Source organism: Dokdonella sp. (assembly GCF_035511235.1).
Classification (GTDB): domain Bacteria; phylum Pseudomonadota; class Gammaproteobacteria; order Xanthomonadales; family Rhodanobacteraceae; genus Dokdonella.
Map to the genome: position 1 here is coordinate 78,282 of NZ_DATKFQ010000034.1, position 24,548 is coordinate 102,829.

At 73.3% G+C, this 24,548-nt stretch carries 24 protein-coding genes and 1 pseudogene; 16 read left to right on the forward strand and 9 right to left on the reverse strand.

Annotated features, from left to right (window positions below; genetic code table 11):
- Positions 1–30: 30 nt before the first annotated feature.
- From VMR06_RS14120 to VMR06_RS14130, 3 genes are all read left to right on the forward strand, one after another.
- Positions 31–699 (forward strand): hypothetical protein, encoded by a 669-nt coding sequence (locus tag VMR06_RS14120; RefSeq protein WP_325377374.1) that lies wholly within the window; start codon positions 31–33, stop codon positions 697–699.
- Between the two features lie 70 nt (positions 700–769).
- Positions 770–1,612 carry a hypothetical protein gene (locus tag VMR06_RS14125; protein WP_325377376.1) on the forward strand — a complete coding sequence of 281 codons (843 nt, stop codon included), beginning with the start codon at positions 770–772 and terminating at the stop codon, positions 1,610–1,612.
- A gap of 91 nt (positions 1,613–1,703) precedes the next feature.
- Positions 1,704–2,585 (forward strand): DUF2167 domain-containing protein, encoded by an 882-nt coding sequence (locus VMR06_RS14130; protein ID WP_325377378.1) that lies wholly within the window; start codon positions 1,704–1,706, stop codon positions 2,583–2,585.
- Between the two features lie 52 nt (positions 2,586–2,637).
- Here VMR06_RS14130 and VMR06_RS14135 read toward each other — a convergent pair whose 3' ends face one another.
- The 5 genes from VMR06_RS14135 to VMR06_RS14155 form a co-directional block, all read right to left on the reverse strand.
- Positions 2,638–4,899 (reverse strand): xanthine dehydrogenase family protein molybdopterin-binding subunit, encoded by a 2,262-nt coding sequence (locus VMR06_RS14135; protein WP_325377380.1) that lies wholly within the window; start codon positions 4,897–4,899, stop codon positions 2,638–2,640.
- Positions 4,896–5,432: a (2Fe-2S)-binding protein gene (locus VMR06_RS14140; RefSeq protein ID WP_325377382.1), complete on the reverse strand. Its 537-nt coding sequence runs from the start codon at positions 5,430–5,432 to the stop codon at positions 4,896–4,898. Before VMR06_RS14140 ends, VMR06_RS14135 begins: the two co-directional genes overlap by 4 nt.
- Before the next feature lie 236 nt (positions 5,433–5,668).
- Complete coding sequence (locus VMR06_RS14145) at positions 5,669–6,403, reverse strand: 16S rRNA (uracil(1498)-N(3))-methyltransferase (protein ID WP_325377384.1); 735 nt, start codon at positions 6,401–6,403, stop codon at positions 5,669–5,671.
- 46 nt (positions 6,404–6,449) lie between these two features.
- Positions 6,450–7,076, reverse strand: a complete 627-nt coding sequence (locus VMR06_RS14150; protein WP_325377386.1) for a hypothetical protein — start codon at positions 7,074–7,076, stop codon at positions 6,450–6,452.
- On the reverse strand, positions 7,073–7,612 hold the full coding sequence (locus tag VMR06_RS14155) for a sigma-70 family RNA polymerase sigma factor (RefSeq protein WP_325377387.1): 540 nt from the start codon (positions 7,610–7,612) through the stop codon (positions 7,073–7,075). Before VMR06_RS14155 ends, VMR06_RS14150 begins: the two co-directional genes overlap by 4 nt.
- A 171-nt stretch (positions 7,613–7,783) precedes the next feature.
- On the opposite strand from VMR06_RS14155, the gene VMR06_RS14160 reads away from it, so the two are divergent.
- Entirely contained in the window at positions 7,784–8,341 is a 558-nt protein-coding gene (locus tag VMR06_RS14160) for a GNAT family N-acetyltransferase (protein WP_325377389.1), read from the forward strand.
- 265 nt (positions 8,342–8,606) lie between these two features.
- On the opposite strand, the gene VMR06_RS14165 is transcribed toward VMR06_RS14160, so the two are convergent.
- Positions 8,607–9,959: an adenosylmethionine--8-amino-7-oxononanoate transaminase gene (locus tag VMR06_RS14165; RefSeq protein WP_325377391.1), complete on the reverse strand. Its 1,353-nt coding sequence runs from the start codon at positions 9,957–9,959 to the stop codon at positions 8,607–8,609.
- A 47-nt stretch (positions 9,960–10,006) separates the two neighbouring features.
- Between VMR06_RS14165 and gspG the strand changes: the two genes are divergently transcribed.
- From gspG to gspK, 5 genes are read left to right on the forward strand one after another with little or no spacing between them, the layout of a single operon-like run.
- Positions 10,007–10,450, forward strand: a complete 444-nt coding sequence (gene gspG, locus VMR06_RS14170) for a type II secretion system major pseudopilin GspG (RefSeq protein ID WP_325377393.1) — start codon at positions 10,007–10,009, stop codon at positions 10,448–10,450.
- 8 nt (positions 10,451–10,458) lie between these two features.
- Positions 10,459–10,989 (forward strand): type II secretion system minor pseudopilin GspH, encoded by a 531-nt coding sequence (gene gspH / locus VMR06_RS14175; protein WP_325377395.1) that lies wholly within the window; start codon positions 10,459–10,461, stop codon positions 10,987–10,989.
- Positions 10,986–11,378: a type II secretion system minor pseudopilin GspI gene (gene gspI, locus VMR06_RS14180; RefSeq protein WP_325377397.1), complete on the forward strand. Its 393-nt coding sequence runs from the start codon at positions 10,986–10,988 to the stop codon at positions 11,376–11,378. Before gspH ends, gspI begins: the two co-directional genes overlap by 4 nt.
- Positions 11,375–12,022 carry a type II secretion system minor pseudopilin GspJ gene (gene gspJ / locus VMR06_RS14185; protein WP_325377399.1) on the forward strand — a complete coding sequence of 216 codons (648 nt, stop codon included), beginning with the start codon at positions 11,375–11,377 and terminating at the stop codon, positions 12,020–12,022. The genes gspI and gspJ overlap by 4 nt, the downstream gene beginning before the upstream one ends.
- Positions 12,019–13,008, forward strand: coding sequence for a type II secretion system minor pseudopilin GspK (gspK, locus tag VMR06_RS14190; protein WP_325377401.1), 990 nt, complete (start codon positions 12,019–12,021; stop codon positions 13,006–13,008). Before gspJ ends, gspK begins: the two co-directional genes overlap by 4 nt.
- Positions 13,009–13,023: 15 nt before the next feature.
- Here the strand turns inward: gspK and VMR06_RS14195 are convergent, their stop codons facing one another.
- Positions 13,024–13,734, reverse strand: coding sequence for a response regulator transcription factor (locus VMR06_RS14195; protein ID WP_325377403.1), 711 nt, complete (start codon positions 13,732–13,734; stop codon positions 13,024–13,026).
- A gap of 207 nt (positions 13,735–13,941) precedes the next feature.
- Here VMR06_RS14195 and VMR06_RS14200 point away from each other — a divergent pair, with 207 nt between their 5' ends.
- Genes VMR06_RS14200 through VMR06_RS14210 form a run of 3 tightly spaced genes read left to right on the forward strand, consistent with a single transcriptional unit; the run spans position 13,942 to position 17,788 of the window.
- The gene (locus tag VMR06_RS14200) at positions 13,942–14,712 is read left to right on the forward strand and encodes a phosphatase PAP2 family protein (protein ID WP_414648146.1); all 771 of its coding nucleotides are present in this window, start codon (positions 13,942–13,944) and stop codon (positions 14,710–14,712) included.
- Positions 14,709–16,388, forward strand: coding sequence for a phosphoethanolamine--lipid A transferase (locus VMR06_RS14205; protein WP_325377407.1), 1,680 nt, complete (start codon positions 14,709–14,711; stop codon positions 16,386–16,388). Before VMR06_RS14200 ends, VMR06_RS14205 begins: the two co-directional genes overlap by 4 nt.
- A 59-nt stretch (positions 16,389–16,447) precedes the next feature.
- Positions 16,448–17,788, forward strand: a complete 1,341-nt coding sequence (locus tag VMR06_RS14210) for a HAMP domain-containing sensor histidine kinase (protein WP_325377409.1) — start codon at positions 16,448–16,450, stop codon at positions 17,786–17,788.
- Here the strand turns inward: VMR06_RS14210 and VMR06_RS14215 are convergent.
- On the reverse strand, positions 17,775–18,557 hold the full coding sequence (locus VMR06_RS14215) for an enoyl-CoA hydratase-related protein (protein WP_325377411.1): 783 nt from the start codon (positions 18,555–18,557) through the stop codon (positions 17,775–17,777). The genes VMR06_RS14210 and VMR06_RS14215 overlap by 14 nt on opposite strands.
- A gap of 183 nt (positions 18,558–18,740) precedes the next feature.
- Here VMR06_RS14215 and VMR06_RS14220 point away from each other — a divergent pair, with 183 nt between their 5' ends.
- The 3 genes and pseudogenes from VMR06_RS14220 to VMR06_RS14230 all read left to right on the forward strand — a co-directional run bounded on the left by VMR06_RS14220 (position 18,741) and on the right by VMR06_RS14230 (position 21,164).
- A complete protein-coding gene (locus VMR06_RS14220) occupies positions 18,741–19,394 on the forward strand; it encodes an FKBP-type peptidyl-prolyl cis-trans isomerase N-terminal domain-containing protein (protein WP_325377413.1) in 654 nt (217 codons plus the stop codon).
- A gap of 107 nt (positions 19,395–19,501) precedes the next feature.
- Positions 19,502–20,316, forward strand: a pseudogene (locus tag VMR06_RS14225) (CoA pyrophosphatase).
- Positions 20,313–21,164, forward strand: coding sequence for a sulfurtransferase (locus VMR06_RS14230; protein ID WP_325377415.1), 852 nt, complete (start codon positions 20,313–20,315; stop codon positions 21,162–21,164). The pseudogene VMR06_RS14225 and the gene VMR06_RS14230 overlap by 4 nt, the downstream one beginning before the upstream one ends.
- A gap of 9 nt (positions 21,165–21,173) precedes the next feature.
- Here the strand turns inward: VMR06_RS14230 and apbC are convergent, their stop codons facing one another.
- Positions 21,174–22,265, reverse strand: a complete 1,092-nt coding sequence (gene apbC / locus VMR06_RS14235) for an iron-sulfur cluster carrier protein ApbC (RefSeq protein ID WP_325377417.1) — start codon at positions 22,263–22,265, stop codon at positions 21,174–21,176.
- 110 nt (positions 22,266–22,375) lie between these two features.
- Between apbC and metG the strand changes: the two genes are divergently transcribed.
- Entirely contained in the window at positions 22,376–24,532 is a 2,157-nt protein-coding gene (gene metG, locus VMR06_RS14240) for a methionine--tRNA ligase (RefSeq protein ID WP_325377419.1), read from the forward strand.
- The last annotated feature ends 16 nt before the right edge of the window (positions 24,533–24,548 follow it).

The following is a 24,548-nucleotide window of genomic DNA, read 5'->3' on the forward strand; positions in this document are numbered from 1 at the left end:
GTACGGCCGCTCGATCCGGATCTGCACGCGTTGTCCGCTGCGCCGAGCGGCCCGTGGCAGCGCAGCCTGCGCCGCCGCGGCCGCGAGATCAGCGGACGCGGCATCGCGCTCGGCGTCGCGATCGCCGTGCTGGTGACCCTGGTCGAGCTGGCCGGCTTCGCGGTCGGCATGCAGCGTTCGGTCCGCCGGGCGGCGCCGGACCGGCCGATCGCGGTGACGGTGATCGACCTCGCCGCGAGCGAGCCGCTGCCGCCCGAGCCGGAGCCTGCGCCGATCGTCGCGCGGCCGAGCCGCATCGCGATCGCGCCGCCGAAGGCGCCGGTCGCACCGCCCCCGCCGCTGCGCACCGAGGCGCCGACGACGACGCAGGGCCGCATCGGTGCCGGCGCGGCCGCCGGACTGTTCAATCCGGACGGCTCGGTGCGTCTGCCCGATCGCCCGGTCGCGCCGACGCCCGAACCGGCCAATCCGCAGCAGGCCGGCCAGCAGCGCTGGGCCGAGCTGCAGCGGCGCGGCGAGAATCCGCTCGACTGCCAGCGCACGCGCTTCGCCCAGGCGTTCCGACGCGACGAGTCGGCCGGCGACGAGGTCGCGCGCAAGTATCTGGCGTGGATCGGCCTGGCCAATGCCGAGTCGATCGAACGCAACGCCACCCGGCGCGGCGAGCGCGCGGCGGACGGCTGCGACCCGGCGCGCTGAACGCGCCCCGCCGCCCGCGATGACGCCCTCCGCCGGCCGACCGGGCCCGCGCGCGGCATCCGCCGCCCGCATGCGCAAGCAGCGCCTCGAACCCGGCGAGCGGCAGCGCCGCCTGGCCGCGCTGACGTTGGCGCTCGTGCTGCATGGGCTGTTCGCGATCGCGGCGTATCGCGCCGCGCAGCTGCACCGACCGGATGCTGCGCCGGCGCCGCGCACGGCCGACGAGGTGATGCATCTGCGCCTGATCGATGCAGGACCGGATCCGATCGCGGCACCGGCGGTACCGGCGCCACCGCCATCGAGTGCAACGCCGATGCCGTACGTATCGGCGCCAGCAGCGCCGCGCGCGGCCGCGGACGACACCGCCGCGGCACCGCTCGCAGCCGACACCGGCGCAACGCCCGAGCCGGATCGCACCGATCCGGCGCCGCGCTGGATCGAGCGCGACGGTACGCCGCGGCTGCCGGCACCGGTCGCGGCGCCGCGCACGTTCTCGAACCGCCCGCTACGCGAGGCCGGCGCGCCCGATCCGCTCGCGCATCGCAGCCCGCTGCCATATGCGCCGACGCGGTTCGAGAAGGACTGGGCGCCGCGCGACGAGACGCTCGGCGGGCAGTGGCTGCGCGAGCATACGGTCTCGCGCACGGTCGACCTGCCGCAGGGCTATCAGGTGCGCTGCACGTGGATGCTGATCCTCGGCGGCTGCGGCTGGGGCAAGGCACCGCAGGCAACGATCGAGGAACTGCGCGCGATGCGCGCCGATCCGCCGCTGCCGCGCAGCCTGGCCGGCCCCGTCGACGCCGTTCCGGCTGTGCCGGCGCCGACGACCGATCCACGCGCGCCGGCGCGGCCGCTCGACCTCAGCCTGCCGCCGCCGCTCGCGGTTCCCACGCCGGCGCCCGGCGGACGATAATGCGGCGGTCGCCGCCCGCATCTCGCTGCGGACGATGCTGCCGCGCCGCAGGGGCTGGCGCGGTGCCACCACCATCAGGGGAATCGTACCGATGTCATCGATCCTGCGCGCGATCGTCCTGATCGCCCTGCTGCTGCCGACCGCCGTGCGTGCCGAGGAGGCGTCGGGCAACGCCCAGCTGCAATCCTTCCTCGACGGCCTGCGCTTTGAATCGGGCACGATCGCGCTGCCCGAAGCGCATGCGACGCTCAAGCTGGCGCCCGAGTACGCCTATCTGCGCGCCACCGATGCCCAGGCCGTGCTCGAACAGCTCTGGGGCAATCCGCCCGATTCGGACGTGCTCGGCCTGATTCTGCCGCAAGGCCGGCAGAGCCTGCTCGACGAGGCGGGCTGGGCGGTCGTCGTGACCTATTCGGACGACGGCCACGTCTCCGATGCGGAAGCCGCGACGATCGACTACGCCTCGATGCTCCGGGACATGCAGGCCGCGACGCGCGACGCCAACGAGCAGCGCCGGCAGCACGGCTACGACACCGTGGAGCTCTCCGGCTGGGCCGAACCGCCTCACTACGACGGCGCCCGCAACTCGCTCTACTGGGCCAAGGATCTGGTCTTCGGCGGGGAGGGAGCGGCGCACACGCTCAACTACGACATCCGCACGCTCGGCCGCCACGGCTACCTGAGCTTCAACGCGATCGCGCCGCTGGACGCGCTGGGCCAGGTGCGCGGAGACATGCAGGCCTTGCTGGCGATGGCCGACTTCGATGCCGGCTACCGCTACGCCGATTACGATGCGACCACCGACCGGGCCGCCGCCTATGGCGTCGGCGCTCTCGTGGCCGGCACGCTCGCCGCCAAGTCGGGCCTGTTCGCGAAGATCGGCCTGGTGCTGCTGAAGTTCTGGAAGCTGATCGCGCTCGGCGCGGTGGCGCTGGCCGGCGCGGTGCCGAAGCTGTTCAAACGCAAGACCTGAGCGCAGACACGACGCGGCCGCGTTCGCCGGGCCCGGTCACGCGGCCACGCGGTCACAGCATCCGCATCAGCTCCGGCCGCAGCGGCAGCCGGCGGATGCGCACCGTCGTCGCAGCATGGATCGCGTTGGCCAGCGCCGGCGCCGCCGGCGTGATCGCGGCATCGTAGGCCGGTGCCGGCGCCGCGTCGGACGGCACGATCACGATCTCGACCTGACGCGGCGCCTGCGTGCCGTCGAGCAGGCGGTAATCGCCGAAATCCCGCTCCTGGACCTGCCCGTCGCGAATGGTGACGACCTGGTCGAGCGCGCAGGAGATGCCGTCGAGCATCGCCGCCGACAGCTGCGACTCGGTGTTGAGCGGATTGACCATGCGGCCGATGTCGGCCACGCAGATCGCGCGGTGGATCACCAGCTGGTCGCCCTCGACCGACACGTCCATGCCTTCGGCGACGTAGCCGCCGTCGGTGAAGTGGCAGGCGATGCCGAGGCCGCGGCCGTCGCTGCGCCGCACGCCCCAGCCCAGCCGCGTCGCGCAGGTCTGCAGTACGTGCGCCATGCGCCCGGTGTCGAAGACCGGACCGCCGGCGCCGCCGTACGGCAGCGCGCGCGGCTCGCCGAGCAGGCCCAGGCGCAGCTTGACCGCGTCCTGCCGCGTCGCCACGGCGATCTCGTCGACGAAGCACTGCTCGGCGAACGCGCTGAAGCTGTGCGCGCCGCCCGGGAAGTCGCCGCGCCGCACCCCGGCCGCTATCGGCTGGAAGGTCTTCTCGACATGCTCGATCAGGCCGGCCGGGAAGCCGTCGGCCTCCAGGCAGCCGGCCCAGGCCGGCTGGCCGGCCAGACGCGGATCGCCGTCGTTGCGCGGCGTCGCCGCGCAGCGGTGCGACCAGCCGGTGATGCGCGCGCGCCGGTCCAGCGTCGCCGCCAGCTGATGCACGCCGAGCGGGCGGTACCCGTCGTGGCGCAGATCGTCCTCGCGGGTCCAGACCAGCTTGACCGGCTTGCCGGCGGCCTTGGCGATCAGCACCGCCTCGGCGACGAAATCGTTGCGCAGGCGGCGCCCGTAGCTGCCGCCGGCGCGGGTCAGGCGGATCTCGACCGCGCTGCGCGGCAGGCCGGTCAGGCGGCTGACGATCGCCGAGGCCTCGTCGGGGTTCTCGAGCGAGGCGATCAGCAGGGCGCGGTCCTGCTTGAGCTCGACCAGGGCGCCGGGCGGCTCGTCGACCGCGTGGGCGAGGAACGGCATCTCGTAGCGCGCCTCGATCAGGCGCAGCGCCTGGCGCCGCGCGCGTTCGAGATCGCCGTCGCGGCGCAGCTCGAGCGTACCCTCGCCGCTGTCGAGCGCGGCGTGCGCGGCGGCCATCAGGGCCGTACTCGATTCCTCCTGCCAAGGCCCGGGCTTCCAGGTCACGCCGAGCCGGGCGCGGCCCTGCAGCGCGGCCCAGGTCGTATCGGCGAGCACGGCGACGCCGGCGGCCTGATGGCCGTCCCACGGCGCGCCGGCCGGCGGCGGCTCGAGCACGACGATCTCGCGCACGCCCGGCACCTTGCGCGCCTCGGCGTCGTCGTGGCCGTCGAGGCTGCCGTCGCGATACGGACAGCGCAGCACCACCGCGATCAGCGCGTCGGCGCGATAGGCGTCGCTGCCGAAACGCGCGCGGCCGGTCACCAGTTCGCGCGCGTCGGCGATCCGCGTCGGCCGGCCGATGATCGTGTAGCGCGCCGGATCCTTCAGCGGCACCGGCTCGGCCGGCGCCGGCTGCGCCGCGGCGCTGCGCGCCAGCGCGGCATAGGTCAGGCGCCGCCCGTCCGGCGCGACGACCTGGCCGGCCTCGGTGCGCAGCGCGGCCGCGTCCAGCTGCCACTCCTGCGCGGCGGCCGCGACCAGCAGGGCACGCGCGGTGGCACCGGCGCGGCGCAGATCCTCGCGGTCCTCGTCGACGCGGCCGGGTCGGTCGCCACCCTGCGGGCCGTAGCGGTCGCTGCCGGCCGCGCCGTCGCCGGCGTAGCCGTACGGCAGCTGCAGCACGCGCACCTGGCGCCAGTCGACGCCGAGTTCCTCGGCGATCAGCATCGGCAGCGAGGTCATGACACCCTGGCCGACCTCGCAGCCGGGCGCGCCGATCACGACGCGGTTGTCGCGCTCGATCCGGATGAACGGGCCGAGCGCGGTCAGGTCGTCGCCGAGCAGCTCGGTCGGGAAGTCCTCGGGGAACTGCGCGGCGGCCGCCTCGCGGAAGCCGACCAGCAGAGCGCCGCCGGCACCGAGCGCGATCGTCAGGAAGCGCCGCCGCGCACGATCGACCGTGCTCATGCGCCGGCCGCCCGCATCAGCTCGGCGGCGCGCGCGACCGCGCGGCGTATGCGCGGATAGGAGCCGTCGCGGCAGAGCACGGCCAGGCCGGCGATCTCCTCCTCGCTCGGCCGGGGGTTGCGCATCAGCAGACCGACCGCCGCCATGATGACGGCCGGCTGGACGTAGCCGGTCGGCGAGACGTCCTCCTCGATCCAGGCCTGCTGGACCGGATGCAGCGCGCCCTCGTGCAGACCCTCGATCGTCACCACGCGCTTGCCGATCAGCTCGCGCATCGGCGTGCGGCAGGCGCGTGCCGCACGGCCCTCGACCAGCAGCGTGCAGACGCCGCCGCAATCGGCACCGTCGCCGCAGCCGCCGGTCTTGGTGCCGGTCAGGCGCAGCACGTCGCGCAGGAACCACAGCAGCGGCATGTCCGGGTCGCCGCCGTGGAAATACGGCTTGCCGTTGATCGTCAGCGGGATCGCATCGGCGTCGATCGGCTGGATCTTCCGATCACGGGCGGTGGCCAGACGTTGGGTGGTGTCCTGCATGCCGGTTCCACGGAGTGCGCGCGAAACCCCGATTGTCGCACCGGCGCCGAATTTGGCCCATAGCCGCGGCGGGCGTCGCCGCCTGCGCCGTTCAGACGACGTGCCGGTCGCCGCCGCGGCGGTCCTCGTGAGCCGGCATCCGCGGGCGCCGGATCGATGCCGCGGATGCGGCGGCGAACCGGACGAGCCCGCATCGCGATGCGGAAGCCGGCCCCCGGGCGCCGGGCGAACGATGCCTACAGGTCGCCGTGCAGCGCCTGCAGCGCGGCGATCGCGGCCAGGCCGGCGGTCTCGGTGCGCAGGATCCGCGGCCCGAGCCGCAGACCGTCGAAACCGGCCTGGCGCAGGATCGCCAGGTCCTGGTCGGACAGGCCGCCTTCGGGCCCGACGACCAGCGTCGCCGCCTCCAGCCGCGGCAGATCGGCCGCGCGCCGATCGCCGGCCGGATCGAGCGCCAGCCGCCGGCCGGCGTCGGCGCCGAGCGACGCGGCCCAGTGCGCGAGCCGCACCGGCGCGGCCAGCTCCGGCAGGCGATTGCGTCCGGATTGCTCGCAGGCGCCGGCCAGCACCGCCTGCCAGTGCGCGAGGCGGCGCTCGGCGCGGTCGGCGTCCAGACGCACCTCGGTACGCTCGGTGATCAGCGGCACGATGCGCTCGACGCCGAGCTCGGTCGCCTTCTGCAGCACCCAGTCCATCTTCTCGCCGCGCGCGATGCCCTGCGCCAGCACCAGCCGCAGCGGACTCTCGCGGTCGGTCCCGGCACGGACGTCTCCGACCTGCACGGTCACGCCGCGCTTGGCCAGCGAGGCGATCGTCGCGGCGTACTCGCCGCCGTCGCCGTTGAACAGCACCAGCGGATGGCCGCGCTCCAGGCGCAGCACGCGGACCAGGTGTTCGCCGGCCTGGGCCGGCAGATCGATCTCGCGCCCGCTGACCAGGGCGCCGGCGACGTAGACACGGGGAATGCGCATGACGCGGGCAGTGTACGAAAATCGCCGCACGCCCGGCATCGCCGCATCAGTCGGCGCCCTCGAACTCGGCCAGATCGGCCTGTGCGTCGCGCAGGCTGCGGCCGGCCGCGTCGCGCTCGAACGCGGTGCGGAAACGCAGCGTCAGCCAGCCGACGAGCGCCGCCAGCGCGAGACCGGCGGCGAGATTCCAGCCGACCACGGCCGGCCGGGTGGACCAGACATCGAGCCCGGCCGCGGCGAGCAGCGCGAACACGAACGGCACCCAGACCACGAAGCCGGCGATCAGCAGCCAGCGATCGGCGGTCACGCGCAGGCGCCGCAGCGCCAGCAGCTGGCGCTGCACGGCCAGCACCGGCGCGCGGTAGTCGATCCGCACGAGCGCGGCCAGCTGCGTGCCGGCCGCGACCAGCAGCCCCAGGCCGTAGAGATGGATCGCGATGCCGTAGACCGCCAGATGCGGCTGATCGAGCCGCGCCCACCAGTAGCTGCCGGCGCTCAGCACGATGAGCACACCGATCGCCAGCTGCACGAGCTGTCCCAGCGACAGCAGGCGCAGCCGGGCGCGCGCGGCGCCGAGTGCGTCGCGGCGGCGCTGCCGGTCGATCGACAGCTGGCAGCGGTCGAGCCGCTCGCCGAGTCCGCGCCAGGCCTGTTCGAGTTCGTCGTAGTTCATCGCGTCTCTCCTTCGTTCCGGGTGGCCGCGCCGGTCTGCCGGCGCAGGTGCTGCTTGATGCGGCCCAGCCGCGTCGCGACGTTGCCGTCGCGGATGCCGAGCACCTCGCCGATCTCGCGATGGCTGCAGCCGTCCAGGTGCAGCAGCAGCAATGCGCGGTCGAGCGCGCCGAGCGCGCGCATCGCGCGCTGAACCAGGGCCAGGCGCTCGCGATCCTCGGCGTCGACATCGTCCAGGCCGATCAGATCGGCATGCTCTTCGCCGAGCGGATCGTGCGCGGCCAGCGGCCGCTCGCGGCGCTGCTGCGTGATCGCGACGTTCAGCGCGATGCGGTACATCCAGGTCGCGAACGGACGGCCGGGGTCGTAGCCGGGCCAGGCGCGCCACAGCTGCAGCGTGATGTCCTGGATCAGATCGGCACGGTCTTCGGCGCTGCGGCCGTAGCTGGCCGCGACCTTGAACAGGATGCCGCGGTGCGCCTCGACCCGATCGGTGAACTCGGGCGACGCGGTGCGTGGGGTGGATGGGATCGGCACGGGCAATGGGCTGGCTGGGGGTCGAGGAGTGATTCGCGGCACGGCGGAAAATCTCACACGCGGGCGGCCGGCGCCGAACCCGACCAGCGAAACAGCGGCCCGGCGGCGTCGCCCTGCCGCCCGGCGGCCGCGCGATCGACCGGATCGAACCGGGCCCAACCGCGAACGGAGGTGCCGTGCGACCGCCGTGGCGGCCGCAGCCTCGCCCGTACGCGGCGCGACGTTCTATGCTGGGCGCCCTGCCCGCCGCCGACACATGGAGCGCTCCTGGACATTCGCCGCGACGACCTGTCCGATCCGCGCACCGTCGCGCTGCTGCGCGCGCATCGCGCCGATCTGGCCCGGCATTCGCCGCCCGAGAGCGTGCACGCGCTCGACGTCGACGTCGCCGCGCTGCGTGCCGCACCGATCACGTTCTGGAGCGTCTGGGACGGCGAGCACCTCGCCGGCTGCGGCGCGCTCAAGGCGCTGGAACCGGGCCACGGCGAGATCAAGTCGATGCGCACCGTCGATGCCTACCGCCGCCGCGGCGTCGCGGCTCGCCTGCTCGAGCATCTGATCGCCGAGGCGCGCGGGTGCGGCTGTCGACGGCTCAGCCTCGAGACCGGTTCGGGGCCCGCGTTCGCACCGGCGCATGCGCTGTACCTGCGCTTCGGCTTCACCGATTGCGCGCCGTTCGGCGACTACGCGCCCGATCCGTACAGCCGCTTCCTGACGCGGGCGCTGTGACCGCGCGAGGGCACGGTCCGGAGCGCGGCATGCCGGCGTGACCTGGACGCCGGACGCCCGAACCGGGCGCCGCCCCGGAACCGGGCAGGATCGCGCGAGGCTGGACGGTTCCGTCGGTGCCGGACGCTCGATGCGATCGTCGCCGGGCCAATCGACGCCGCACACCGGCCGCACGGTGTTCGCGCCGGCGAGGCGCGCCGGAACCGCCGCAGGTCCGCATCGTCCCCAGGCGGCGACCCGACACCGCCATCGGCGGCGAGCCGGCTCAATCGGCGGCGGCGCGCTCGATGCCGGCCGCGGCGACCGCGACGACGCGGTCGATTTCCTCGGGCGTGATCACGTACGGCGGCATGAAGTAGATCACGTCGCCGAGCGGCCGCAGCACGACGCCGTGGTCGAGTCCGTGTCGATAGACGCGCAGGCCGCGCCGCTCGCCCGGCGCGAACGGCGTGCCGTCGGCGCGGACCAGATCGAGCGCGGCGATCATGCCGGTCTGGCGGATGCCGGCGACGTGGCGGTGACCGGCCAGCGCCGCCAGCTGCTCGGCCAGGTGCGCGGCCAGCGCGCGATTGCGCTCGAGCACCGGCTCGTCCTCGAAGATCGCCAATGTCGCGCAGGCGGCGCGGCAGGCCAGCGGATTGCCGGTGTAGCTGTGCGAATGCAGAAATGCCTTGCCGCTGGCGTGCTCGGCGTAGAACGCTGCGTAGATCGCCTCGGTCGCGAGCACCGCGGCCAGCGGCAGGGTGCCGCCGGTCAGGCCCTTGGACACGCACATCAGATCCGGCGCGATGCCGGCCTGCTCGCACGCGAACAGCGTGCCGGTGCGGCCGAATCCGGTCGCGATCTCGTCGGCGATCAGATGCACGCCGTGCGCATCGCAGAGCGCGCGCGCGCCGGCCAGATACGCCGGCGGATACATGCGCATGCCGCCGGCGCATTGCACCAGCGGTTCGACGATCAGCGCGCAGATCGACTCGCCGTGGCGCTCGAGCACCTCGCGCAGCGCGTCGAGACAGCGCGCGGTCTCGGCCTCGGCCGACTCGCCGGGCCGGCGCGTGCTGCCGTCCGGCGGCGGCACCAGGAACGGCTCGAGCAGCAGCGGCGCATAGGTGCGCCGGTACAGCGCGACGTCGGTCACCGACAGCGCGCCGAGCGTCTCGCCGTGGTAGCTGCCGTTGAGCGCGACGAAACGCGTGCGCATGCCGCGGCCGAGGTTGCGCCAGTAGTGGAACGAGAGCTTCAGCGCGACCTCGACCGCGCTCGAGCCGTTGTCGGCGTAGAACACGCGCGCCAGGCCCGGCGGCGCGACGCGCACCAGCGCCTCGGCGAGCGCGACCGCCGGCTCGTGCGTGAAGCCGGCCAGCATGACGTGGTCGAGGCGGTCGAGCTGGTCCTTCAGCGCGGCGACGATGCGCGGATGGCGGTGACCGAGCACGTTGGTCCACCATGAGCTGACCGCGTCGATCCAGCGCCGGCCGTCACAGCCGTGCAGCCAGACGCCCTCGGCACGCTCGATCGGCAGCATCGGCAGGGTTTCGTGGTCGTGCATCTGCGTGCACGGATGCCAGACCACGGCGAGGTCGCGCGCGGCCAGCGCGGCGGAGCGGGAAGCGGACATGGCTTGCTATGATCGGCGCCACCTCGCATCCGCACAAGTAGCCGACCATGCGCCTGCTTCCGTTCCGATCCTCGCGCCGCGCGCGCGGCTTCACGCTGCTGGAGATCATCGTCGTCGTCGTGATCATCGGCATCCTCGCCGCGATCGTCGTGCCGCAGTTCATGGACCGCCCCGGCGAGGCACGCATCACGCGCGCGCGTCAGGACATCCAGGGCATCGTCACCGCGCTCAATCTCTACAAGCTCGACAACTTCGCCTATCCGAGCGCGTCGCAGGGGCTGCAGGCGCTGGTCACGCGGCCGTCAGGCCAGCCGGAGGCGCCGAACTGGAAGGGCCCCTACCTCAACCAGATGCCGAAGGATCCGTGGGGCCGTCCTTACCAGTACCAGATGCCGGGTCAGCGCGGCGCCGTCGACGTCTACAGCTTCGGCGCCGACGGTCGCGCCGGCGGCGAGGGCGAGGCGGCCGACGTCGGCAACTGGGAATCCTGACCGGCGCGATGCGCGCGCTCCGCAGCGGCCGTCATCGGGCGCCGCGTTCGCGCGCGGCGGGCTTCACGCTGATCGAAGTGCTGGTCGTGATCGTGATCGTCGGCGTGCTCGCGCTGGCGGTCACGCTGGCGGTCGGCGGCTCGGCCGAGCGCCGCCTGCGCGGCGAGGCCGAGCGCTTCGCGGCCCTGGTCGCGCATGCCTGCACGCAGGCCGAGCTCAGCGGCCGCGATATCGGCGTCGCCGTGCTCGCCGGCGGCTACGGCTTCAGCCGCTTCGAGCCCGAAGGCTGGCAGCCGCTGCCGGACGCCGGCGAGCTGCGCCGGCGCGTCTGGCCGGAGGGCCTGCGCGCCGAGCTCGGCCGCGACGGCCGGCCGCTCGCGCGCAGCGCGTCCGGCGACCGCCCGCAGCTGGTCTGCTTCGCCTCCGGCGAGCTGACGCCGTTCGATCTGGTGCTGCGGCTCGGCGATGCCGGCGAGGCGCAGCGCGTGCGCGGCGAGAGCGACGGCACCGTCGCTGTCGAGGCGGTCGCGTCACCATGAAGGCGCGCAACGACATGAGGCGCGCGCAGGCCGGCTTCACGCTGCTCGAGGTCATGATCGCGCTGGCGATCGTGGCGATCGCGCTGCTCGCGCTGACGCGCGGCGCGGCGCTCGAGGTGGCCGCGTTCGACGCGCTGCGCGAGCGCACGCTGGCCGGCTGGATCGCCGCCGACGTGCTGACCGAGACGCGCCTGACCACGGCACTGCCGCCGACCGGCCGCCGCGACGGCCGGCTGCGCTATGCCGCACGCGACTGGCGCTGGACGCTCGAGGTGCAGGCCACGCCCGACCCGGCGATCCGCCGCCTCGACGTCGCCGTGTTCGCCGACGGCGCGGACGCCGCGTCGGCGACGCTGACCGGCTTCGCCGCGCAGGAGCCGCAGCCGTGAGCCGGCGCGCCGCGGCGACCGGCTTCACGCTGGTCGAGCTGCTCGTCGCGCTGACGGTGTTCGCGGCGCTGGCGGCGATCGCCTACGGCGCGCTCGACCGCATCGTCCAGGTGCGCGGCGCGCTCGCCGCCGAGCAGGACCGCTTCGGCGCCGTCGTGCGCAGCGTGTCGGACCTCGCGCGCGATCTGCGCCAGGCGATCGCACGGCCGGTGCGCGGCAACTACGGCGAGCTGCGCCCGGCCCTGGTCGGCACGCCCGATCACGTCGAGCTGACGCGGCTGGGCTTCGCCAATCCGCTGGCGCTCGCGCGCAGCAATCTGGAGCGCGTGGTCTGGGGCCTGGACGATCGCCGCCTGCAGCAGGGCCGCTACGCGGTGCTCGACCGCGCGCCGACCACGGCGCCGGCCACGCGCACGCGCCTGCACGACGTCGACGCGCTGCGCCTGCGCTATCTCGGCGGCGACGGCGCCTGGCGCGACTACTGGCCGCCGGACGGCGCCGATCCGGCGCTGCTGCCGCAGGCGGTCGAGCTGCGCCTCGCGCTGCCGGACCTCGGCGAGCTGCGCCGCGTGCTGGCGCTGCCGGCGTCGCTGCCGCCGCTCGCGCCCGGCGCGGCCCCGGCCGACGCGCCGGAGGCGCCGTGATCGGGCGTCGCGCGCCGGTAGCGGCGGCACCGCGCGGCGTCGCGCTGATCGTCGCGCTGCTCGTCGTCGCGCTGGCGGTGATCCTGCTGGCCGCTCTGCTCGATCGCGGCGAGCTGGCGCTGGCGCGCGCGCGCAACGTGCTGCGCGGCGAACAGGCGCAGGCCTACGCCGGCGGCCTCGAAGCCTACGCGGCCCAGGTGCTGCTGCGCACGCGCAGCGAAGGCCCGCGCGTCGACCATCACGGCAGCGCCTGGAACGCGCCGATGCCGGCGCAGCCGGTGCCGGGCGGCGTCATCAGCGGCCGCCTGCGCGATCTCAACGGCTGCTTCAATCTCAACAATCTGATGCCGGGCCGGCCCGACCTCGCCGCCTGGCAGCGCGTGTTCCGTCGGCTCGCGCTGGTGCGCGGCGCCGATCCGGCGCTGGCCGAGGCGCTGAGCGACTGGCTCGGCGGCGGCGCCGGCAGCGACGAAGGCGCCTACCTCGCCCAGCCGGTGCCGTACCGGCCGGCGCGGCGCGCGTTCGCACATGCCTCCGAGCTGCGCCTGGTGCGCGGCGTCGGAAGCGACAGCTATGCACGCCTGGCGCCGTACGTCTGCGCGCTGCCGGCCGGCACCCGGCTCAACGTCAATACCGCCAGCGTACCGCTGCTGATGGCGCTGGCCGACACGGTCACGCAGAGCGTCGCCGAGCGCGCCTGGAGTAACGGCCAGGCGCGCTGGACCGACGTGGCCGCGTTCCAGACCTTCCTGCAGGGAGCCGGCGTCACGCTCGATCCCTCGACGCTGCGCCTGCTCGGCGTCGACAGCCGCTATTTCCTCGCGCGCGGCCAGATCCTCCTCGACGACCTGCCGTTCGTGTTCACCAGCCTGATCGAGTATCGCGAAGGCAGCGGCATCCGCGTACTCGCGCGCAGCCGCGGCGCCGACGATGCCTGGGAACTGCCGCTGGCCGCACCGTTGCCCGACGATCTGGCGCGGCGCTGAGCGCATCGGGACCGGTTACGCCGGACCGGCCGGCGCGGCCGGCTCGTCGCCTTCCAGCCGCGCCAGCCGGTAGCCGACCCGCGGCAACGTGTGGATCAGCTTGACTGGGAACGGCCCGTCGACGCTGCGGCGCAGCTCGTAGACGTGCGAGCGCAGCATGTCGCCGTCCGGCGGCATGTCGCCCCATAGCGCGTGCTCGAGACGTTCGCGCGTGACCGCGGCCGGACTGGCCTGCATCAGCACTTCCAGCAGCTTGCGGCAGGCCGGATACAGATGCAGCGCGCGGCCGCCGCGCGAGACCTCGAGCGTGGCCAGGTCCAGCCGCAGATCGGCGATCTGCAGCACGCGGCTGCGGCCGCGGCCGTGCGCACGCGCGACCAGCGCCTCGAGCCGCACCTCCAGTTCCGGCAGCGCGAACGGCTTGGTCAGATAGTCGTCGGCACCGGCGCGGAAACCGGCGATCTTGTCGGGCAGCTCGTCGCGGGCGGTCAGCATCAGCACCGGCGTGTCCAGACCCTGCTCCTCGCGCAGCGCGCGCAACACCTGGCGGCCGTCCAGACGCGGCAGCATCCAGTCGAGCACGATCGCGTCGTAGGTCTGCGTGGTCGCCAGATGGAAACCGGTCGGGCCGTCCGGCGCGGCATCGAGGGTGTGGCCGCGCGCCTCGAAATACTCGAAGAGATTGGCGACCAGGCTGCGGTTGTCTTCCACGACCAGTACGCGCATCGGCGGCGGACTCCTCGCGACATCGGGCGGACCATCCGCCGCGCGTCCCGACAGCGTCGCCATGCCCGTGTCGGAACGCGGTCGGAGCGGGCCGATTGTGGCACGCCGCGTTCACGCTCCGGCAACATCGCTCCGACCATATTCCGACGCCGCCGCGCCGAACATGCCGCCGCGCCGCCGATGGCGCGCCGACCGCCGTTTCGCGCCATGCCCCCAGCCGACCACCCAGCGACCCCGCTTGCCCCGGATGCGGGGCCCGCGCCAGCGCTCGATCGGGCGTTCTACCGGCGCATGCTGGTCCGGCCGCTGCTCGCCCTCGCCGCGGCGAGCGTCGTGTTGTGGACGTTCGGCGGCGACCGCTGGCTGGCCGACCGGCTCTACGCCTGGGAAGGCCATGCCTGGACGCTGAAGTCGCACCCGCTGACCGCGGCCGTGCTGCACGACGCCGGCAAGCACGCGACCACCGCGCTGTGGCTGGCGGTCGCGGCGGCCTGGCTGACCGCGACGATCCGGCCGCGGCTGTCGCCGTGGCGGCGGCCGCTGGCCTACCTGACGCTGACGACGCTGGTCGCGACGCTGCTGGTGTCGTGGATCAAGTCCTGGTCCGACGTCGACTGCCCGTGGGATCTGCTGCGCTACGGCGGCGAGCGGCCCTGGCTCGGCCTGTTCGCGGCGCGGCCGGGCGGCGTGCCGCGCGGCGTGTGCTTTCCGGCCGGCCATGCCAGCGCCGGCTACGCCTGGGTCGCGACCTACTTCTTCGCGCACGCGACGCGGCCGCGCTGGCGCCGGGCCGGTCTCGCCGCCGGACTCGGCCTGGGTCTGGCATTCGGCGTCGCCCAGCAGCTGCGCGGCGCGCACTTCCTCTCGCACGATCTGTGGACGCTGGCGATCTGCTGGCTGGTCGCGCTGGCCGGCTACGCGCTCACCCTGGACCCGGCGCGGCGCCGCGACGCGCCGCCCGTGGTGGAGGCGCGATGAGCGCGGTCGTCCAAGGCGCCGTGCCCGGCCACCGGGCCGGCACGGACTGGACGCGTCCGCAGCTCGGCAGCGAGACGCTGGCGCTGCTGGTCGCGGCCTACCTGGCGCTGGCTTGCAACGGCGCGTTCTGGAGCGCGGTGGAGGCCAGCGGCAGCCTCGGCGGCGCGGCCGCGATCACCGTGATCAGCCTGTTCGTGATGCTGACGGCCGCCAACTGGCTGCTGCTGTGCCTGCTCAGCGGCGGCCGCGCCGCCAAGCCGGTGCTGGCCGTGCTGCTGATCGTCAGTGCGATGGCGGCGTACTACATGCGCACCTACACGGTCTATCTGGACCCGGACATGGTCCGCACGATCCTGCATACCGATGCCAAGGAATCGCGCGAGCTGATCGCACCGGGCATGCTCGCCAGCGTGCTGACGTTCGGCGTACTGCCGGCGCTGGCGCTCTGGCGCGTGCGCATCCGCCGCCGGCCGCCTGGCCGCGCGCTGCTGATCCGCGCCGCGGTCCTGATCGCGGCGCCGGCGCTGCTGGCGGTGGCCGCGCTGGTCTCGTTCCAGGACGTGGCCGCGCTGCTGCGCAACCACCGCGAGATCCGCCATCTGGCGACGCCCGGCAACTATCTGGTCTCGCTGGCGCGCGTGCTCGCCGAGGACGGTGCCGCCAAGAACCGCAGCCGCGAGCCGGTCGGCACCGACGCGCGCGTGGTCGCGGCGGCGAAGCGCGAGCCGCGGCTGCTGGTGATCGTCGTCGGCGAGACCGCGCGCGCGCAGAACTGGGGGCTCGGCGGCTATGCGCGGCAGACCACGCCCGAGCTGGCGCGGATCGCGCCGATCAATTTCGGCGAGGTCACCTCATGCGGGACGAGCACCGAGGTGTCGCTGCCGTGCATGTTCTCGCCGTACGGACGCCGCGACTACGACAAGGACCGCATCAGGCATTCCGAGTCGCTGCTGCACGTGCTCGATCATGCCGGCATCGCAACGCTCTGGCGCGACAACCAGACCGGCTGCAAGGGCGTCTGCGACGGCCTGCCGTTCGAGTCCTACGAACACGCCGACGATCCGGCGTTCTGCGACGCCGAGGGCTGCCATGACGAGGTGCTGCTGCAGGGCCTGGAGCACCGCCTCGACGGGCCCGGCGATCAGGTTCTGGTGCTGCACCCGATCGGCAATCACGGGCCCAGCTACTACCGCCGCTATCCGGCCGGATTCGAACGCTACACGCCGGCCTGCCGCGACGCCGAGCTCGGCCACTGCAGCCGCGAGGCGATCGTCAACGCCTACGACAACGCGCTGCTCTACACCGACCACGTGCTGGCGCGCGCGATCGGCGTGCTGGCGGCGCGTCCGGACCGGGCGAGCGCGCTGATCTACGTGTCCGACCACGGCGAGTCGCTCGGCGAGAACGGCCTGTACCTGCACGGCGTGCCGTACGCGATCGCACCGCGGACGCAGACGCATGTGCCGATGATCGCCTGGCTGTCGCCGGCCTGGCTCGCGCAGGGCGGCCTCGATCTGGCCTGCCTGCGCGAGCGCGCGCACCAGCCGGCCAGCCACGACAACCTGTTCCACAGCGTGCTCGGACTGCTCGAGGTGTCCACGTCGGTCTACGACGCCCGGCTCGATCTGTTCGCCGGCTGCCGGCGGCCGGCGCTCGCGGCTGCTGCGGCGCCCTGACCGGCCGGCATCCGGGCCGCTATGATCGGCGCCATGCCCGGTCCGAGCGGAAACCGACGATGAGCGTGCGCTGGGGACTGCGCCGCCGCATCACGCTGGGCCTGATCGCCTATGCAGCGCTGCTGTCGATCGGCGTCGCCGTGCACGGCTTCTACGTCAACGAGAATGCCGAGCACCTGGTCTGGGAATCGCTGCTGCGCGCCGAGATGGACCACTTCCTGAGTCGCCGCGCGCTCGATCCGGACTACCGCTGGCCCGATACGCGCACGCTGGAGCTGCTGACCTTCCCGCCCGGCGTGCCGGTGCCGCCGCCGCTGGACACGCTGCCGCCGGGCGTGCACGACGAGTTCGTGCTCGACGGCCGCGAACGGGTGATCCTGGTCCGCGACGTCGACGGCCAGCGCCTGGTGCTGGCGCTCGACATCGGCGATCTGGAACGCCGCGAATACGACCTCGGCTGGGCGCTGCTGGCCTCGGCGCTGGCGATGGTCGCGGTGATGGCCGGCCTGGTCGCCTGGGGCGTGGGATCGCTGACCCATCCGCTCAGCGCGCTGGCCGGGCGCATCGCGCGCCTGCAGCCGCAGGAAACCGGTCAGCGCCTGCAGCTGCCGCCCGGCGCCTCTGCCGAACTGGTCGTGATCGCCGATGCGCTGAACGACTACCTCGCGCGCAACGAGCAGTTCGTCGCGCGCGAGCGCGCCTTCGTCGACAGTGCCAGCCACGAGCTGCGCACCCCGGTCGCGGTGATCGCCGGCGCCGCCGAGATCGCCGCAGCCACGGCCGACCTGCCGCCGACGGTGCGCGGCCAGCTGGCGCGCATCCACGGCACCGCGCGCGACGTCGAGCGGCTGATCGGCCTGCTGCTGGTGCTGGCCAAGGATCCGGCGCGCCTGGCCGAGATCAGCGACCGCATCGCGCTCGACCAGCTGCTGCCGGTCATCGTCGCCGACCACCGCCACCTGTGCCGCGACAAGGATCTGGAACTGACGCTGGCGCCGCTGCCGACCTGCGTGCTGGTCGCGCCGCTGCACATCGTGCAGGCGGCGATCGGCAACCTGCTGCGCAATGCGATCGAGAACAGCGACCGCGGCACGATCGCGATCGGCCTGAGCGCACGCGGCGTGGTCACGATCGACGATCCCGGCCACGGCATGTCGCCCGAGGAGATCAGCGCGATCCATACGCGCCTCGCGCGCGGCGACCATCGCGACGGCGGCGGCATCGGTCTGGCGCTGATCGCGCGCATCTGCGACCACCTCGGCTGGACGCTGCGGCTCGATTCGCGGCTCGGCCGCGGAACCCGGGCCACGCTCGACCTGGGCGCCTCGCTGGCGCCGTCGCCGGTCACCGCCGGCGGCGGCCCCGGTGCTGCCGGGCCCGCCCCGGTCAGCCGCCGGTGAAACGGGGCTTGCGGCGCTCGAGGAAGGCCGCGGTGCCCTCGCGTGCATCGGCGGTCGAGAAGCACAGGCCGAAGGCTTTGGCCTCGTAGGCCAGACCGTCGTCGCTGCCGAGATCGCCGGCGGCGAGCACGGTGTCGAGGATGCCGGCCAGCGCGTGCGGCGCGGCAGCCGCGAGCTGGGCGGCGGTCGCCTCGACTTCGGCATCGAGCGCTTCGGGCTCGACCACGCGGTTGACCACACCCAGCGCGAGCGCACGCGCCGCATCGATCGGCGCGCCGAGCAGGCACAGCTCCAGCGCGGCCGCGCGGCCGGCCAGCCGCGCCAGGCGCTGGGTGCCGCCGAAGCCCGGGATCAGGCCGAGATTGATCTCCGGCTGGCCGATGCGCGCGCGCGTCGAGGCGATGCGCAGGTGACAGGCCATCGCCAGTTCCAGCCCGCCGCCGAGCGCGTAGCCGCCGAGGCGTGCGATCACCGGCTTGCCGAGCCGCTCGATGCTGCAGGTCATGCGCTGGCCGGCCTGCGCGAAGCTCACCGCCTGCAGCGGCGTCAGCGACGAGAATTCGGCGATGTCGGCACCGGCGACGAAGGCCTTCTCGCCGGCGCCGGTCAGCACGACCACGCGCACGGCATCGTCGTGGCGCGCCTGGTCGAATGCGATCTGCAGCTCGGCGATGGTCTGCCGGTCGAGCGCGTTCAGCTTGTCGGGCCGGTTGACGGTGATCGTGCGCACGCCGTCGCGATCGGCGGTCAGCAGGTTGCCAAAGCCCATCGTGCCTCTCTCCTAGCGGGATGTTCAGGAAGGGCGCGGATCATAGCAGGGGCGTCCGGCGGCCCGGCCGCGCGCGGAACCTTCCGCATTGGAGCGGGTCCCGTAGTCGGGTACACTGGACCGCTTTTACGCACCGCTCGGTCGCATCGGTCCGGGCGTTCACCCCCATTTCCGGAGGCAGGCATGAAGTTCGGTTGGTCGCTCGCGTTGGCGGGCTTGGTCGTGGCGGGCGCCGCTTTCGCGCAGGACACCTCGACCGACAAGGGCAAGGTCTCGTACGCGGTCGGCTACGACCTCGGCGCCAAGATGAAGGCGCAGTCGGGCACGGATCTGGACATCAACACCGTCGTCAAGGCGCTGCAGGACGGCTTCGCCGGCCGCGCCACGGCCGTGCCGGAAGACCAGCTGCGCACCGCGATGGAGAAGTACGCCGAGAAGAAGAAGGGCGAGGCCGAGCAGGAGCTGGCCGCCAACAAGCGCACCAGCGACGCGTTCATGGCCTCCAACCGCAGCAAGAAGGGCATCCTCGCGCTGCCGTCGGGCGTGCAGTACCAGGTCATCGACGAGGGCTCGGGCAAGCAGGTCACCGCCAATGCCGAGGTCACGATGCACTTCCGCATCTCCAAGACCGACGGCCAGGAGCTGCGCAGCACGTTCGCCGGCCCGCCGCCGTCGCTGAAGACCGCCGAGCTGACCCAGGTCTCGGGCAACGGCAACCTCGCCGAGGTCGTGCAGCGCATGAAGGTCGGCGACTACTGGCGCGTGTTCCTGCCGCCGGACCAGAACACCAACAACCTCGTCGTGATCTGGGAAATCAAGATCGTCGACGTCAAGTAAGGCATCGTCACGCGCCTGTCCGGACGCCGCGGCCCTGCCGCGGCGTTCGCGTTTCCGGCGGACGCGAATGCCGGACTAGAATGACGCATCGCTCCCCGTTCGCCCCGATGTCCTCCGCGCCGCCGATCCGACCTGTCGCAACGATCCCCAGCCCGTGCACCGGCGTATGCCGGCTCGACGCCGCCGGGCGCTGCCTGGGCTGCCTGCGTACCGGCGCCGAGATCGCCGGCTGGCTGTCGATGTCGCCGGAGGAACGCCGCCGGCTGATCGACGTGGTGCTGCCCGCGCGCCGCAAGGCTGCCCCGTGAGCGCGGCACCGCGCGTTTCGACGCTGCTCGACGCCGACCGGCTGCGCCGCGTGCTGCATCCGCTCGACACGCCGCCGTGCCTGCCGGCACGCCGCCTCGGCGACGATGCCGCGCCGACCAGCGCGGCCGCGGTGCTGGTGCCGCTGGTCCACCGCCACGACGGCCTCACGCTGCTGCTGACGCGGCGCACCGACACGCTGCGTACGCATGCCGGCCAGGTCAGCTTCCCGGGCGGGCGCGTCGAGCGCGCCGATGCCGACGCAGTCGGCGCGGCGCTGCGCGAGACCTTCGAGGAAACCGGCATCGACGCGCGCTTCGTCGATCCGCTCGGCTATCTCGACGCCTTCGACACGGTCTCGGGCTTCTGCGTCTCGCCGGTCGTCGGCTGGGTCGAGCCCGGCTTCGAGCTGGCGCCCGATCCGGCCGAGGTCAGCGCGGTGTTCGAGGTGCCGTTCGACTACGTGCGCGCACCGGGCCGGCTGCAGGCGACCGAGATCCAGTGGCGCGGCGAGCGCCGCCATATCCACGAGTTCCACTACGAGGGCCATCGCGTCTGGGGCGCGACCGCCGCGATCATCCTGAACCTGATCCGCCGCCTGGAGGCTGCGCCATGACCGCCGTGATCGTCGATCCGCCTACGCTCGCCGAACGCCTCGCCGCAGGACCGGTGCTGGTGGTCGACGCCCGCGCCGATCTGGCCGATCCGGCCAAAGGCCCGGCCGCGCATGCCGCCGCGCACGTCCCGAGCGCGGTCCATGCCGATCTGGAGCGCGACCTGTCGGACCTGTCGCGCGCGAACCTCGGCCGCCATCCGCTGCCGACGCGGGCGGCGTTCTCGGCGCTGCTGTCGCGCTGGGGCTGGCGGCCGGACCTGCCGGTCGTGGTCTACGACGATGCCGCCGGCGCACTCGCGGCCGCCCGCGCCTGGTGGCTGCTGCGCGCGGCCGGCAGTGCCGACGTCGCCGTGCTCGACGGCGGCTTCGGCGCCTGGCGCGCGGCCGGCCTGCCGCTCGAATCGGGCGCCGCGCCGCCGCGCAGCCCGAGCTCGGTCGAGGTCGACTTCGATCCCGCGCTGCACCTGGATGCCGATGCACTGGCCGCGGCGCTCGGCGCTGGCGCGGTCGTGCTGCTCGACGCGCGCGCGGCGCCGCGCTACCGCGGCGAGGTCGAGCCGATCGACCCGGTCGCCGGCCACGTGCCCGGCGCGCGCAATCGCCCGTACACCGAGAATCTCGACGCGGCCGGCCGTTTCAAGCCGCCGTCCGTGCTGGCGGCCGAGTTCGCCGCGCTGACCGGCGGCCGTGCGCCGCACGAGGTGGTCCACATGTGCGGATCGGGCGTGACCGCCTGCCACAACGTGCTGGCGATGACGCATGCCGGCCTGCCCGGCTCGCGCCTGTTCGCGCCGTCGTGGAGCGGCTGGATCGCCGACCGCTCGCGGCCGGTCGCGACCGGTGCCTGAGCGGCCGCCTCAGCCGTTCTGCACGACGATCTTCGGGAACGCGATCGACTTGTTGCGCGGCCGCAGCGACAGCTGCGCGGCGGCGTTGCGCGCGATCGCGCGATAGCGCGCGGCGAGGTCCGAGTCCGGCATCGCCGCGACCGTCGGCGTGCCGCCGTCGGCCTGCTCGCGGATGCGGATGTCCAGCGGCAGGCTGCCGAGCAGCGGTATGCCGTACTGCTCGGCCATGCGCGCGCCGCCGCCGTCGCCGAACACGTGCTCCTCGTGGCCGCAGGCCGAGCACACGTGGGTGGCCATGTTCTCGACGATGCCGAGCACCGGCACCTTGACCTTGTCGAACATCTTCAGCGCCTTGCGCGCGTCGAGCAGGGCGATGTCCTGCGGCGTGGTCACGATCACCACGCCGGCCACCGGCACGCGCTGGCTCAAGGTCAGCTGGATGTCGCCGGTGCCGGGCGGCAGGTCGACGATCAGGTAGTCCAGCTCGCCCCAGCGCGTATCGCCGAGCAGCTGCTGCAGGGCCTGGGTCACCATCGGTCCGCGCCAGATCATCGGCGTCTCCTCGTCGACCAGCAGGCCGATCGACATCGTCGGCACGCCGTGTCCGAGCGGCGGCTCGATCGTCTTGCCGTCGGGCGAGTCGGGGCGGCCGGAGACGCCCATCATGCGCGGCTGGCTCGGGCCGTAGATGTCCGCATCGAGGATGCCGACCGCGGCGCCCTCGGCCTTCAGCGCGAGCGCGAGATTGGCCGCCACGGTCGACTTGCCGACGCCGCCCTTGCCGGACGCGACCGCGATGACGTTCTTGACGCCGGACAGCGGCTTGAGGCCTTCCTGCACCTGATGCGCGTGCACGCGCGTGCCGATGCCGACCGTCGCCGCGGCGATCGCCGGATCGGCGAGCAGGCGCGCGCGCACGCGGTCGGCCAGCTCGGCATGCCAGCTCGCCGCCGGATAGGCCAGCTGCAGGTCGACCGAGACGCGATCGCCGTCGACGCCGACGCCGCGCAGCGCACCCGAGGCGATCAGATCGCGCCCATCGTGCGGATCGACGATCGTGGACAGCAGCGTCTTGACGGTATCGGCAGTGGCGGCGTTCATCGGGCGGCGGCTCGAAGCGGAAACGCCGATTGTAGCGAAGCGCCCCGCGCGGCGCCGGAGCGGCGGGCCCGCCGTGACATAATCGACGGCCCGCCCGGCATCGCATCCGCATGAGTCGTCAGCTCCTCGTCACCGCCGCCCTGCCCTACGCCAACGGCCACCTGCACCTCGGTCACCTGGTCGGCTACGTCCAGGGCGACATCTGGGTGCGCGCGCAGCGCATGGCCGGGCACGTCGCCCACTACGTCTGCGCCGACGACGCGCACGGCACGCCGATCATGCTGGCCGCCGAGAAGGCGGGCCTGGCGCCGGAGGACTTCATCCGGCCGATCCAGGCCTCGCACGAGCGCGACTTCGCCGATTTCGGCGTCGCGTTCGACCACTACCACTCCACGCACAGCGCCGAGAACCGCGAGCTGGCCGAGGCGATCTACGGCCGTCTGCGCAACGGCGGCTACATCGCCAGCCGCGCGATCGAGCAGCTGTACGATCCGGTCAAGGGCATGTTCCTGCCGGACCGCTACATCCAGGGCGAATGCCCCAATTGCGGCACGCCCGACCAGTACGGCGACAACTGCGAGCATTGCGGCGCCACCTACGCGCCGACCGACCTGCGCCATCCGCGCTCGGTGATGTCCGGCGCGACGCCGGTGCTGCGCGAGTCCGAGCACTATTTCTTCGAGCTGCCGAAGTTCGAGACCTTCCTGCGCGAATGGCTCGGCGGCGCGCTGAGCGGCGGCACGCCGGTCGCGCACCCGGGCGTGATCGCCAAGCTGCGCGAGTGGCTCGACGCCGACGGCGGCCTGCGCGACTGGGACATCTCGCGCGACGAGCCGTACTTCGGCTTTCCGATTCCCGACGCGCCCGGCAAGTACTTCTACGTCTGGCTCGACGCGCCGATCGGCTATCTGGCCAGCTTCAAGGCCTACTGCGCGCGCGCCGGGCTGTCGTTCGAGGACTGGCTGCAGCCCGACGGCGCGACCGAGCTGCATCATTTCATCGGCAAGGACATCGTCAACTTCCACGGCCTGTTCTGGCCGGCGATGCTGCACGGCGCCTCGCTGCGCGTGCCGACCGCGCTGCACGTCAACGGCTACCTGACCGTCAACGGCGCGAAGATGTCCAAGTCGCGCGGTACCTTCATCCAGGCGCGCACCTATCTGGACAGCGGGCTGGATCCGGATGCGTTGCGCTACTACCTGGCGGTCAAGTCCTCCGGCGGCGTGGTCGACATCGACCTCAACCTCGAGGACTTCGTGCAGCGCGTCAACGCCGACCTGGTCGGCAAGTTCGTCAACATCGCCAGCCGCTGCGCGAAGCTGCTCGAGACGCATTTCGAGAACCGGCTGATCGCGCCGTTCTGGAACGCCGCGCCCGGTGCACCGCAGCCGCCGCAAAGCCACGAGCTGAAAGCGATCGAGGCCCTGGCCTGGGCGACCGACCAGCTGCGCCGTGCGGTCGCGCTGTACGACCGCGACGAGTTCAACAAGGCGCTCGCCGCGATCATGCAGGTGGCCGACCGCGCCAACGAGTACATCGCCGAAGCCGCGCCGTGGGCGCTGGCCAAGGATCCGGCGCGCCGGCACGAGCTGCACGTCGTGCTGTCGGCCGGCCTGAACCTGTTCCGCGCGCTGGCCTGCGCGCTCAAGCCGGTGCTGCCGCGCATCGCGGCCGACGCCGAGCGCTTCCTGGGACTGCCCGATGGATTCACCGGCTTCGGCGACCTCGCCGCCCACCTCGGCGACCATCTGCTGCAGCCGTACGCGCCGCTGCTGACGCGCGTCGATCCCAAGCAGGTGCAGGCGATGGTCGCCGCGTCGACCGAATCGCTGGCACCGACGCAGGGCGCCGCCGCACCGGCCAAAGCGAAGACCGAGCCGCAGGCGTCGCCCGCGGCCTCGTCCACCGCAGCCGCCAGCGACGCCGCCGCACCGGCGACGATCGGCATCGAGGATTTCGCGCGCGTCGATCTGCGCATCGGCAAGGTGCTCGAGTGCGGCTTCGTGGAAGGGTCCGACAAGCTGCTGCGCTTCCGCCTCGACGCCGGCGAGCTCGGCGAGCGCCAGATCTTCTCGGGCATCCGCGCCGCCTACGGCGATCCGGAAGCCCTGGTCGGCCGTCATGTCGTCTTCGTCGCCAACCTGGCGCCGCGCAAGATGCGCTTCGGCGTGTCCGAGGGCATGATCCTGTCGGCCGGCAGCGGCGGCAGTGACCTGTTCCTGCTCGACGTCGACAGCGGCGCCGTCCCCGGCGCCACGGTGCGCTGAGCGCCGCGCCGGCGAT